9 protein-coding genes are annotated in these 12650 nt (G+C 43.0%); 6 read left to right on the top strand and 3 right to left on the bottom strand.

What is annotated here, in order from left to right; genetic code table 11:
* The first annotated feature begins 228 nt into the window (after nt 1-228).
* The 5 genes from RB622_RS08290 to RB622_RS08270 all read left to right on the top strand — a co-directional run bounded on the left by RB622_RS08290 (nt 229) and on the right by RB622_RS08270 (nt 8267).
* Entirely contained in the window at nt 229-3600 is a 3372-nt protein-coding gene (locus tag RB622_RS08290; RefSeq protein WP_308046091.1) for a SusC/RagA family TonB-linked outer membrane protein, read from the top strand.
* Nucleotides 3601-3614: 14 nt separating this feature from the next.
* Entirely contained in the window at nt 3615-5099 is a 1485-nt protein-coding gene (locus RB622_RS08285; RefSeq protein ID WP_308046090.1) for a RagB/SusD family nutrient uptake outer membrane protein, read from the top strand.
* A gap of 49 nt (nt 5100-5148) precedes the next feature.
* Nucleotides 5149-6063 (top strand): putative zinc-binding metallopeptidase, encoded by a 915-nt coding sequence (locus tag RB622_RS08280; protein ID WP_308046089.1) that lies wholly within the window; start codon nt 5149-5151, stop codon nt 6061-6063.
* 27 nt (nt 6064-6090) lie between these two features.
* Nucleotides 6091-7404 carry a DUF4302 domain-containing protein gene (locus RB622_RS08275; protein WP_308046088.1) on the top strand — a complete coding sequence of 438 codons (1314 nt, stop codon included), beginning with the start codon at nt 6091-6093 and terminating at the stop codon, nt 7402-7404.
* A 227-nt stretch (nt 7405-7631) separates the two neighbouring features.
* Nucleotides 7632-8267 carry a hypothetical protein gene (locus RB622_RS08270; RefSeq protein WP_308046087.1) on the top strand — a complete coding sequence of 212 codons (636 nt, stop codon included), beginning with the start codon at nt 7632-7634 and terminating at the stop codon, nt 8265-8267.
* Between the two features lie 247 nt (nt 8268-8514).
* Here RB622_RS08270 and RB622_RS08265 read toward each other — a convergent pair whose 3' ends face one another.
* Together RB622_RS08265 and RB622_RS08260 are read right to left on the bottom strand one after the other, a co-directional pair.
* Entirely contained in the window at nt 8515-9285 is a 771-nt protein-coding gene (locus tag RB622_RS08265; protein WP_308046086.1) for a glycosyltransferase, read from the bottom strand.
* The gene (locus RB622_RS08260; RefSeq protein ID WP_308046085.1) at nt 9282-10526 is read right to left on the bottom strand and encodes a glycosyltransferase family 4 protein; all 1245 of its coding nucleotides are present in this window, start codon (nt 10524-10526) and stop codon (nt 9282-9284) included. Before RB622_RS08260 ends, RB622_RS08265 begins: the two co-directional genes overlap by 4 nt.
* Before the next feature lie 256 nt (nt 10527-10782).
* On the opposite strand from RB622_RS08260, the gene RB622_RS08255 reads away from it, so the two are divergent.
* Nucleotides 10783-11691, top strand: coding sequence for a class I SAM-dependent methyltransferase (locus tag RB622_RS08255; protein ID WP_308046084.1), 909 nt, complete (start codon nt 10783-10785; stop codon nt 11689-11691).
* 122 nt (nt 11692-11813) lie between these two features.
* Here RB622_RS08255 and RB622_RS08250 read toward each other — a convergent pair whose 3' ends face one another.
* Nucleotides 11814-12623: an FkbM family methyltransferase gene (locus RB622_RS08250; protein ID WP_308046083.1), complete on the bottom strand. Its 810-nt coding sequence runs from the start codon at nt 12621-12623 to the stop codon at nt 11814-11816.
* Between the last annotated feature and the right edge of the window lie 27 nt (nt 12624-12650).

The following is a 12650-nucleotide window of genomic DNA, read 5'->3' as shown; positions in this document are numbered from 1 at the left end:
TTTAAGTATTACCGCCCCTGCATTTCCTGATATTGTACAAATTAAGCTCTTTATTTAGTACATATTCGGTATTTTGACCGATTTTGAAAATATTATTGGCCAAAATAATACTGTCGGCAATTATAGACTCCGCCGAAAAAAATCTCGTTTTTTATTCCGATTATGTGTATAATTGGATTCATTAAAGTTGAAGACCTATTTAATAAAGAACTTTACTTTCATTCACATATGAGGATTTTTTATCGGATCAATGGTTTTCGACCATTCTTTGCGTTCTTATTAAGTACTTTTTTTTGCACAGTTCTTACCATTATCTCATCACAGGCTTCAGCTGCAAATATTGAAGTACGCGGTGTCGTGAAAAGTAAAACCGGCGAGGTGCTAATCGGTGCTACGATACGGGTCAAGGGATTATCGAAGGGAACGGTTACCAATGAAAAGGGAGAGTTTCAGATACCCGATGTGAATGAAGGTGCAACACTGGTCGTGAGTATGATCGGTTTTCTCTCCAAAGAAGTACCCGCCGCGAGGTTCGTAGCGATCGAACTTTCAGAAGATGCGATAGGATTGCAGGATGTGGTCGTTACTGGTTTTCAGCAAATTGAAAAAAATAAATTTACAGGTTCCGCCGTTACCCTGAAAACCGAGGACGTGCGTATCGACGGGCTCCCTGATGTAAGCCGTATGCTCGAAGGGCGTGCTGCTGGTGTATCCATTCAAAACGTTTCCGGAACATTTGGCGCGGCTCCCAAAATCCGTATCCGTGGTGCAACTTCCCTCAACGGAGATAATAAACCGCTTTGGGTTGTGGACGGGGTGGTTTTGGAAGATATCGTTAATATCTCCAACGATCAGCTTTCCAGTGGTGACCCGACTACACTGCTGGGATCAGCCGTTGCAGGTCTGAACCCGAATGATATTGAAACTTTTGATATCCTGAAAGATGCGGCCGCTGCGGCCTTGTACGGTGCACGGGCGATGAACGGGGTTATTGTTATTACCACCAAAAAAGGAAAATCGGGAAAGCCTGTCGTAAGTTATTCGGGTAATTTCAGTACGCAGCTGAAACCATCTTACCGTAATTTCAACATCATGAATTCTGCGGAACAGATGTCTGTTTTAGTTGAAATGAGCAGAAAAGGGTATTTGAATTCCAATGTGCTGGAAAAACCGGATTACGGTGTTTACGGGAAATATTACACATTGCTGGCCGGTAATGATGAAGGTGGATTTGGCGTGGTCAATAATCAGGAAGGCAAAAATAAGTTTTTGTCCCGTTATGCTGCTGCCAACACCGACTGGTTCGATATCCTGTTTAAAAATAACTTTGTTCAGGAGCATTCACTAAGCGTTTCCTTCGGAACGGATAAGTCTCAATCCTATTTTTCAACCAGTTTTTTAAGTGACAACGGCTGGACCGTTGCAGACAAGGTAAAACGATACACACTTAACTTCCGGAATAACTACAAGTTTTCTGATAAGTTGTCGGTTGGGTTTTCGACCTTGTCGTCCGTTCGTCAGCAAAAAGCGCCTGGTTCTCTGACACGTCAGAGCAACCCGGTGGAAGGGACCTATGACCGTGATTTTGATATCAACCCTTTCAGTTATGCATTGAATACCAGTCGCGTATTAACGGCCTTTGACGCAAACGGAAACCGGGAGTATTTCAGAAGAAATTTTGCGCCGTTCAATATCCTGACCGAGCTGGAAAACAACCACATTGATCTTAATCTGGTTGATATTCGTTTGCAGGGTGATTTAACCTACAAAATCACGCCGAGTATCCAGTATGACTTCATGGGTGCTTTACGCTATATCAAAACCGGCAGAGAGCATCAGATCACAGAGAATTCGAACATGGCGAACGCATATCGCGCTGCCGAAACTTCAACCATCGCAAGAGCCAACAAATTTTTATATACCGATCCGGATGATCCTGACGCATATCCGGTCATTGTGTTGCCACGCGGCGGTTTTTATAATCGTAATGAAGATGAAATGAGTTTCTATAACATCAGAAATAATTTTCGCTTCAATAAGGTTTATGCAGAACGACACGCTGTGAATGCTTTGATAGGACAGGAAATAAAATACACCAACCGGCAAAACGCCAACAATACAGGTTATGGTTATCAGTATGACCAGGGCGGTGTTCCTTTTGTCGATTACCGGATTTTGAAGCAGACCATCGAAAGTAATTTCCAGTATTATGGAATGGAAAAGACTTATGACCGTTTCGCCGCGTTCTATGCGAGTTTGGGTTATACACTCGATGACAAATACAACTTTACCGCCTATGCCCGATACGACGGATCCAACCGATTCGGTAAATCGGCGATCGGACGCTGGCTGCCTACCTGGACCGTTGCGGGATCCTGGAACCTGGACCGGGAAAACTTTATCAAAGATCTGGGATGGGTTAGTTATGCGAAATTAAGAGGAAGTTATGGATTGACGGCCAGTACAGGTCCTGCAACAAACTCGGCGGTTTTGCTTAAAAGTTTGATCACCAACCGTCCGTATACAGACGAAAAAGAATCAGCAATCGATTTGGCATCGCTGGCGAATACCGAGTTAACCTGGGAAAAACTTTACAGCGGTAACCTGGGACTTGATCTGGGCTTAATGGCAAACAGATTTAACCTGACGGTCGATGTGTATTTACGAAACAGCTTTGATCTGATCGATCGTTTCAGAACGTCAGGTATTGGCGGACAAACCTTCAAAATCGCCAACTATGCCGATATGCAGTCCAAAGGAGTTGACTTGTCATTAGAAGCAGTTATTTATAAATCAAAGGACTGGTCATGGCGCTCACGATTAACCGCTGGTTATGCCCACACCAAAATTACAAATGTGGATAACATCCCGAGTATTTTTGATATGGTAAAGGCGGAAGGTGCCAATATTCAGGGATACCCGGTAAGAGGGCTTTTCTCTGTTGATTACAGAGGGCTCGATCCTAAGACCGGCGTACCGACATACATCAATGAAAAAGGTGAACTTAGCTCTGACGTTTATATTCAGGACCTTACCACGACGTATCTGAAATACGAAGGACCGGTTGATCCGCCCTTAACCGGTGGTTTGAACAATACTTTTACGTATAAAGACTTCACGGTTAATGTTTTCCTTACCGGACAGGCTGGAAACAAAATCCGTTTGAACCCACTTTTCAAAGGAAGCAACACCAGCAGACCTGCGTTTAGCGATCTGGATGCCATGCCAAAGGAGTTTAACGATCGTTGGGAAATGCCGGGAGACGAGAAAATCACGAACATGCCTGCCATTCCTGACTTATTGAGAAATCAGTATCTGGCCGGAACTTATCCTTACACCACCTATAACTATTCGAGTCAGCGGGTTGCGAAAGGAGATTTTATCCGTTTGAAATCGGTATCTCTGGCCTACAAACTGCCGGTTGCGACGATCAGACGCCTGGGCATGTCAAGTGCTTCCGTTCAGGTTTCAGCAATCAATCCGTGGCTGATTTATGCTGACAAAAAGCTGAAAGGCCAGGATCCTGAGTTCTTTAATACGGGCGGGGTAGCGCAGCCTATCCAAAAACAGTTTACGGTAGCTCTTAAGTTTACGATATAATTGAAGAAATGAATATGAAAATTAGTAGACTTCTAATCAGAATATTTCTTTTACTGCCTTTGTTTTTTGTGCTGGGCTGTAATGATTTTTTAAGTACCGAACCGGACAGTACCAGAGCCAATATCAAAACACCGGAACAGGTGTCACAGCTTTTGATCACGGCTTATCCGCAGGGTAGTTACGTCACGTTCGGAGAATCGATGAGTGATAATGTCGCGGACAAAGGCAGAGGGCAGGACGACCGCGTTAACCGGGGTTCTTATCTTTTTGAGGTAGTCGATGCGCCCGTTGACAAGGAAGATGCGCCCGATATGTACTGGGCACAGGCTTATCGCGCGATTGCAGCGACCAATCTTGCCTTGGAAATTATTGCAAAAGCCGATAACCCGGGCAGTTTCAGCGCGCAAAAAGGTGAAGCTTTGGTAGCGAGAGCCTATGCGCACTTTATGCTGGTCAGTTTTTATTCCAAATTTTACGATCCCGCGACTGCGTCTTCTGATCCGGGGATTCCTTATGTGACTGAATCGGAAGATGTTGTCGTGAAAAAATATGAGCGTAAAACGGTGGCTTACGTGTATGAAATGATTGAAAAAGACCTGTTGGAAGGCTTGCCGCTGATTGCTGATTTTTCTTACACGGTTCCCAAATATCACTTCAATCAGGCTGCGGCGAATGCTTTTGCTTCCCGCTTTTATCTGGTCAAAAGAAATTATGCCAAAGTGGTTGAATATGCCAACAAGGTATTTCCGAGCGGCGATATTGCCTCCAATCTGCGTCCATGGAACACGGAGTACATCACGCTGTCTTACGATGCCATATGGAAAAGATATTCCCGGGCCAGTGAAAATGCTAACCTGCTCCTTGTGGAAACCAATTCATTGTTTGGAAGATACGCACCGTCGTATCGTTATGGTCTTACCAATTCCAAATGGTCGGAGATTAACCAGATCAGTGGTTTGACGGGTACTTCTGCGGGTTGGGCTTATCCTATTTATACGCAGGGTGAGGAAAATTTGTTTATTCCCAAGTTGACGGAATATTTTGTGAAGGAATCGGTGAATGCAGAAATCGGTATGACTTATGTGATGGTTCCTTTGTTCACCACCGAAGAAGTGCTCTTCAATCGTGCAGAAGCCAATCTTTATCTGAATAATTCGGCCGCTTCGTTGGCGGACATCAATTTGTTCATGAGCAAAAGGATCAGAAACTATAACTCGGCGACGCATGCTGTAACAGCTGCGAAAATCAGAAGTTATTACGGCCTTAGCAATACCACTCAGAATAACCTATTGGGTCTGCTGATCTCCATCGCTGATTTGAGAAGGCTGGAATTTACACAGGAAGGGATGCGTTGGTTCGATATTCTTCGTTACGGTATTGACGTGGAGCATCCGACAGCGGAGGGGCAGGTGATTACGGTCAACAGCGATGATCCGAGACGGGTTTTGCAGTTGCCGCAAGCCGCCGTTTTATCGGGTTTGGAATTAAATAAGCGATAAAGTTTAAGCTGGTTAAAACAGGGTAGTTTAAACTGAAAATATTCAAAGTATGAAAACGAGAATAACACTTAAATCTTTCCTCTCCTTGATGGTTCTCGCTGTTGGTCTGAGTGCCTGCGGTGAGGATGACGTTGATATCAGTAAAATCCCCGAGGAGCCCGTTCCGGTGGAAGGGCCGATAGACCTTTGGTTAAAGGATAGTTTGCTGGCGCCTTACAATATCAGAATGCAGTACAAGTGGGACCAGTTTGAGTTTGGCGATGTTACAAAAACGCTGGTTCCTCCTAAAGAAGAATTGATTTTACCCGTTTCAAGAGCGGTGATCAGCACCTGGATAAATCCCTATGTGGTTCAGGCAGGAAAGGTGTTTTTTAATAAATACTCGCCCAAAACATTTGTGATGTCGGGCAGTGTACAATATCTGTCTGATGGCTCTGTTATCTTAGGACAGGCAGAAGGCGGTAGAAAAATTGTGTTGTTTGATGTGAACAATTTTCGTGTGCGGGGCATGGCGGGGTACGTTGCATCGAGGGATTCCAATAATGTGAAACAATCGACACATACGCTGCAACATGAATTTGGGCACATTCTTCACCAGACGAAGTTTTATCCTGTTGAGTTCAAAACCATTTGCAAGGGCCTGTATCAGGGGCAAAACTGGATCAACGTTTCGGATGCTACGGCCAGGAGAGACGGTTTTATTACATCGTATGCAAGCTCAGCTTTCGATGAGGATTTCGTAGAAACAATCGCGATGATGTTGGTGGAAGGTAAAGGAGGCTGGGATAAAATGATAAACGATATTCCGGCAGGTTTCAGTCCGAATGGAACAAGCCAGGCCGACGCGCAGGCGAAACTAAGACGTAAGGAAGCTTTGGTGGTGAATTATTATAAGACGGCATGGAATATCGACTTTTATGCCCTGCAAAAGAAAACAAGGGCTGCGCTGATTCCATTGTTATAAGAAACTGTTCGTTCAAAATATTTTAAGATGAAAAATAAGTATCTGTCCTATTGGCTATTGTTACTTCTTACGGGTCTCTGGTCTTGTAAAGAAGATGACGGTGTTTTTGAACAAACAGCGGATGAGCGTATCAGTGCAACGCTTTCATCTTATCAGAAAGAACTGGCGGAGGCACCTTATGGCTGGAAGGGGATCATTTATCCCGGCGGCGGCGGTGTTTATAGTTTTTATTTCAAATTCAATGACAAAAACCGCGTGGTGATGTATTCCGATTTTGCCCCGGAATCTGCGGCTACGGCCAAGGAAAGCAGTTACAGACTGAAAGCCATGCAAACGCCGTCGCTGATTTTTGATACGTATTCCTATTTACACGTGCTCGCGGATCCGGATGGGGGAGTAAATGGCGGAAATGACGGCGAAGGGCTTAAATCAGATTATGAATTTTCTTTTGAAAAAGATACGCTGAATTCTGGCAGGATCACGCTGACCGGCACGAAGAACCAGAGCAAGCTTGTACTGATTAAAGCCACACAGGAAGAAGCCACGGCTTATGGGAACGGCGGATTAGCCAAAAGTTTGCTTTTTAGCAATATTTCCAAATACCTGACCTATTTCAAACGGGTTACCATTGGCGCAGTGACTTATGAAATTGCTGTAAACCAAAATGCACGCAAGATCACCTTAAACTGGCTTGACGGTACCACATTGAAGTCATTCACGACGGAATATTATTACAGCTCTACCGGTGTGGCCTTTATCACGCCTTTTGTAAATGGCTCGCAAACGATCAACGGTTTTACCGATTTAACATGGGATGCTTCCAAATTATCTTTGGGTGTGACAGTGGCTGGTTCTAAGGTAACAGTTGTGGATGCGGCGAAACCGCTGAAAGTAGATGTGGCGGCTGCGAGAAGATGGTATCAGACGGCGTTGTCGGAAGATAGCTACTGGCTTTCAGTAGATGGATTTCATGTCAATGGTGTGGATGATGCTTTCAAAGTTAATTCGTTAACAAGAGGAGAGGGGACTTATTATTTCTATATCTATTATCCTCAGTTTGGATCAAATTATGACGCATTTGCACCCGTGTTTTTTCAAAATAACGGAGTATCTCTGTATTATTGGGACGCAGTTAATGCCCCCACATTTGCTACTGATGGGCGGATAATATTTACACCGCTCGGAATATTGGGCGATGGTTATCCGGCTGATGGGCCAGTTATTGCGTCAAGGAATTATCTATACGACGAAAGTGGGTACTATCTAATTCAGCTTTCTGAAAATTCTTACGACATGGTCAATGCAAAAGATGCAAAAGGATGGATCAGATGGCAACGGTAAAAACGCACCACTCATAATTTTTGATAATATTTGTTCTTCAGTGTGACCTAGTGGTCGTTTCTCAGTCAAGACATAAGTTATTACTCTTTGGTTTACAGGCTTGTGAGCTCTGAATCTTGACAATACAGTATAAAAGTATATTCAGCCAAAATAGAAACTATCATAGCGACAATTATTGTCACTATGATAGTTTCTAATATTATTTTCTTACTGATAAATATTTGAAAATGGATGGAAATGACTCGTTTGAGGATATTAGAGAAAAATTATCTAAGCAAGAAAAGAAAATTTTGCTCTTTATTGTAGATGAACTCTCCAATAAAGAGATTGGTAGTAAGCTTCAATTACTTCAAACTGCAAGTCAAAATGTACAAAATCCAAAAGACTTAGAGAATTTTGTCGGAGAATTAGGATTCGAAAATTTTCAAGAATATTCTGATATTAATAGTCGCTTTGTTGAACATTTATCTAAGTTGGAACGAAAATTTAACTTAACGAATGTTGGCAGTCCAATTCAAAAGAAAATTTTCTTAGAAGCGTTTGGAATCGTGGAATTGCAAAAAAGGAGAATGATAACTACTGAAATAATTCTTCAAGATCTTTCCGGTGGAGGCTCTTCGACATGTAGTCAAACATGGGAACGTTGTCATAAAGATGCGGATGCAGAAGCATTGATTGAGTGTGGGTTGTGTATGATAGCATTTGAGGCTCCACCAATTCTTGGAGTATGTATTTTGGCTGCGGGTGTAAAAGCGTTGTCTGCAAAAATTAAATGTGACAGAGCTTATAACGACTGTTGCATTCTTTTAAAGCCCGGCATTAAACCTCTTACTAAACAGGATCTTCCGATGAATCCGTTTTAATTATGAAAACAATGAAAAGATACCTGTCTTATATATTATTTATCACATTATTGATAAGCATGCTGGTAGTGGATGTGTTTTTTGTGCTTAATGAGGAAATAGAAAAAAGGATACACTTTTATTATCGTTGCTTAATTATTGGTTTGGCTTTATGCTGGACTTTGTTGCATTTTTATAAAAGAGAATCAGGCAAACAATTTTAGGTTTTTAGATTGGTTTTGTGAAGTTTGACTATGGCTTTCCATCCCTACCAATACTTTCCATTTTTCCTCGCAAACCAAAACCCGCGCCAGAAAATGATTCCGTGGTTCCAGAGTGCGGGCATAAGTCCGAAATGTTTTTTTAGCACATTAAACCGGTCGAGCAGCGAACGGCGATGGTTCTGAATGGACAAACCGCCCATCAGGTAACGGCAAAGCGTAAAACCTAAATGTTCAACCTTTTTGGCATTTTTCAGACAGGTTATTTCCCAGTCTATATCCGCGCTGAGGTTGGTGTAATCATACACCGGCGCGACTTCTTTTTTTGCAATGAACGACTGATGACAGACTTTCATACCCAGGGCAAAATCCTTCCAAATCAGGCTTGTAGGTAAATCGTGGGGTGTAAATTGACTTCGCAAACCTACTTCGCTGCCATCTTCCCGAACGAGCAAGGCATCGCTGTAATACACATCGGCATTTTTGTCAAAGGCGGCCAGTAAACCGGATAGGGTAGTGTGATCAAACATTTCATCGCCGGCATTTAAAAACCAGAGATATTTCCCCGAGGCTAATGCCTGTCCTTTGTTCATGGCATCGTAAAGGCCACGGTCGGGTTCGGAAACTATTTTTGAAATAAAAGGATACTTGCTGGCAATCGCGATGGTCTGATCTTTTGAGCCGCCGTCGATAATCAGGTATTCAACCGAAGTTTTATCTGAAATTTCCGATAAGGCTCTTTCTGCACTTTTCAGCGTCCGTGGAAGGAAACGTTCCGCGTTATAGGTGATCGTGACGATGGTTAATAAGGGCTTCATAACAGGGAATCATAAAGTTGACCATACTTTGCGGTAACCACAGTTTCGGCATAGTTTTCCAGCACTTTTCGTCTTGCGTTTTCGGAAAGTTTTCCTTCCCTATTATTTGTCAGCGTCCATTTTATTCCTTCTGCAAGCGATTCGGATGATTTCAATGTCGCGATAAATCCATTTTCCAGATGGTCTATCATTTCAGGAATCCCGCCCGTTTCAAATCCCACCGCCGGTGTTCCGCAGGCCATCGCTTCCATGATCGTATTGGGCAGGTTGTCTTCCAACGAAGGAACCACGATCAAATCTGCGGCATTATAAACATCAATCATTTTGGCGGTTTCTGTGATTTTGCCAAGGTAATGAACCGGAGCCGAGAAGGAATCGAAGCTGGTAGCGCCTGATTTCCCAAAAATCAAAACCTCAATGTCGCTATGTGTATCCCGGATCAGCCGGATCGCTTCTTTAAAATAATGAAATCCTTTCCGCGGATCCTGTGTGTTAGCTCCTGCAAAAAGAATCAGCGGTTTGTCTATCGGCAAATTCAAGGATTGTTTGATTGCTTTCTTATCGCCTGGCTTAAACAAAGTCGTATCCAGACAGTTTGGAATGGTCAGGTGTTGAATCTGTTTTGTCAGATGCGCATGGCCGGTCAGCTCATCCAGCCAGTGACTTGGCGAAACAAATGCCATTTTTGCCAGTTTATAGCTATGCTCTTTCTTCAAAAACTGAGAAAAGGAAATATCATAGCGGTCTGGCTTGGCCAGGAAAGGGCAGTACTGACAGTGCGTAACATAATGCTCGCAGCCCCGGCTGTAATGGCAGCCTCCCGTTAGTGCCCACATATCATGCTGCGTCCAGACAATCGGTTTTCCAAGTGAAAACAGCTTTTCCAGGGATTTTATGGACAAAAAGCCAAAGTTGACCCAGTGCAAATGAATGATATCGGCTTTTTTTACAAGCGGATGCTCACTGATATCGGTGCCAGCGGCAGCCGGTGAAAATGCAAACCTGACACTTTTGTCCTTTTCGTGCGGATAAAAAGCAAGTCGTTCAAAAACGAAACGCCCAAATGCCTGATAGCTTTTCCATTTAGTATCCGCCAGTGGCACAACACCTGTTTCCGGATTCTCAACTTTGGGAATCAGCATCCATGAGTCTCTTCCGGAGCGAAGCAATGCGCGATGTAAACGAGTGGCAGCAACGCCCGCTCCTCCTTCCAGATGAAACGTACTCAGATGAAGAATCATAAAACCGGTTAATGCGTGAGGAGCGACATTTTGTGCCGTTCATTCAATAGGATGGTAAAATTAAAGAGATATTGCGTTTAATCAGTTTTTATTGCCAAAAAGTACTCAGATTGGTTTGATTCTTTGCCGGGACGAAGTTTTTTACGAACACGGACGAATTAAAGAGTCATAAAATTGAAATAATGAGAGACAAGAGATGTAGCGAATAATTATCCGTAAAAGTTATATTTGTCCAAACATGAGTAACTGAAAAATAATGTCTACTGAAAAACAAAGTCACGAAGCACATTCCGGTTGGTATGAGGTACAATACGCCACCAGAGAGGCGCAGGAGAAGGCTATTGCGGATTGGAAATATGATCAGGAAAACAAGACAATAAATAACTGGATTCACAGACGGTTACTTGCATTGGCCGACCCCTTTGTATTGGCGAAAAAAAGCTGGCTGACGGTTGGGGACGGATATGGATTTGATGCCAATCATTTTTATAAAAAAGGGCAGGATGTAACGGCCACGGATATCTCTGATACTTTTCTACCGCTTTCCAAAGAACATGGACTTATTGAAAAATATGCCGTTGAAAACGCTGAGAAACTGACTTTTGCTGACAATACCTTCGATTATATATTTTGTAAGGAAGCCTACCATCATTTTCCGCGGCCCTACATGGCGGTTTATGAAATGATCAGGGTGGCGAAAGAAGCGGTTATTTTAGTCGAGCCGCACGATCCGATAGCCCGGATGCCGCTATTACTAGCTTTCAGGAATATTTTTGATCGTTGGAATACAGGGCTCTTACAAAAATACTGGAAGAACCGCTATTCGTTTGAAGAGGTAGGAAACTATGTTTTTAAACTTTCTGAAAGGGAAATGGATAAGCTTGCCAACGGTATCGGCTTACCAATGGTTGCTTTTAAAGGGATTAACAACAACTATTATAATGCAGCAGCGGCACAAGAAAAAGCGGATAATTCATCAGCTGCTTTCAAGAAAATAAAACGTAAACTGGCTGTGCATGACTTTCTGACAAAGTTTTCATTGATGCCTTCCCAGGTACTGTGCGCCGTTATTTTTAAGAAAATGCCGTCTGATCAGGTGCTGGAAGCGATGAAAAAGGAAGGATTTCAGATTCATGTTTTTCCGAAAAATCCTTATTTGAAATAACAGAAAATTTGCTGTCGGCAGTCAGCTATCAGCAATCGGCGGAGCAGCCCGGGTAACCGGCAGTCATCTGAAATGTGATTCTTACATTGATCTGACAGCCGACAGCCGATTGCCGACAGCCGTTATCGCACCCGCCAGCCAAATATATTTAGTTGGAGGTCCATCACGTCGTTTCCACGATATTTATGGTTTATAAACGGTTTGCCGCGATGCTGATTGGTATCGATGAAATAACGGAAACCGTTTTCTTCGAAAATTTGAATGACATCGGCCAGCCCCTGTGTATTTCCGATATAGGAATGAAATTCGACAAACAAGTTCTCAACGTGCGAAAGCGATTTTCGGCAGTCGTCCAGCACCGCTGTTTCAGCACCTTCGATATCGATTTTTAAAAAGTCAATTTTTGCTTCTTTTTCCAGATAATCTTTAAGTCTTACCGAAGGGATTTTTTTCTTTTCAGCCTGCGAATAAATCGACGAAGAATCCGCCGATTCACTGCCAAACCAAATCCCTTCCGAGTCTTTCCAGACCGCTTTTGAAATAACTTCCACGCCGGTAATATTGTTCCGCGACAGGTTGGCACTTAGTAGCGCGCTGATGGTCGGCTCCGCTTCAAAGGCAAGAACTTTTGATTCGGGATATAAATTTTTAAAATATACGATACTCATGCCGATGTTGGCACCGCAGTCGAGTATCACCGGTTTCGGAGTGGAAGCTTTGAAAAGATAGAATTCATCAACAAAAATTTCCTTATACTGCCAAAGGAAGGACATCACATCAGGCACTTCAAAGGTGTATTTTCCAAAGCTGACCTGTTTTTGATCATGTCTTTTGGAATCACCGTATTTTAAAAGAAGTTTGATGAATTCTCTGTCACGCGATGTGCGCAATGCTTGAAATGGTTCTTTGAGCAGGTAGCGTAGCCAATACATTTTGGATGATATAAATTATAATATGCC

The sequence above is a fragment of the Dyadobacter sp. LHD-138 genome (assembly GCF_030929615.1).
Classification (GTDB): domain Bacteria; phylum Bacteroidota; class Bacteroidia; order Cytophagales; family Spirosomataceae; genus Dyadobacter.
Note: the sequence above shows the minus strand (reverse complement) of the source record. Positions and strands in the feature narration are given on the sequence as shown.

What these genes read in the sequence shown, in the direction of transcription:
- RB622_RS08290 (WP_308046091.1), top strand. Translation starts at nt 229, where the DNA reads ATGAGGATTTTTTATCGGATCAATGGTTTTCGACCATTCTTTGCGTTC.
- RB622_RS08285 (WP_308046090.1), top strand. Translation starts at nt 3,615, where the DNA reads ATGAAAATTAGTAGACTTCTAATCAGAATATTTCTTTTACTGCCTTTG.
- RB622_RS08280 (WP_308046089.1), top strand. Translation starts at nt 5,149, where the DNA reads ATGAAAACGAGAATAACACTTAAATCTTTCCTCTCCTTGATGGTTCTC.
- RB622_RS08275 (WP_308046088.1), top strand. Translation starts at nt 6,091, where the DNA reads ATGAAAAATAAGTATCTGTCCTATTGGCTATTGTTACTTCTTACGGGT.
- RB622_RS08270 (WP_308046087.1), top strand. Translation starts at nt 7,632, where the DNA reads ATGGATGGAAATGACTCGTTTGAGGATATTAGAGAAAAATTATCTAAG.
- RB622_RS08265 (WP_308046086.1), bottom strand. Translation starts at nt 9,285, where the DNA reads ATGAAGCCCTTATTAACCATCGTCACGATCACCTATAACGCGGAACGT.
- RB622_RS08260 (WP_308046085.1), bottom strand. Translation starts at nt 10,526, where the DNA reads ATGATTCTTCATCTGAGTACGTTTCATCTGGAAGGAGGAGCGGGCGTT.
- RB622_RS08255 (WP_308046084.1), top strand. Translation starts at nt 10,783, where the DNA reads ATGTCTACTGAAAAACAAAGTCACGAAGCACATTCCGGTTGGTATGAG.
- RB622_RS08250 (WP_308046083.1), bottom strand. Translation starts at nt 12,623, where the DNA reads ATGTATTGGCTACGCTACCTGCTCAAAGAACCATTTCAAGCATTGCGC.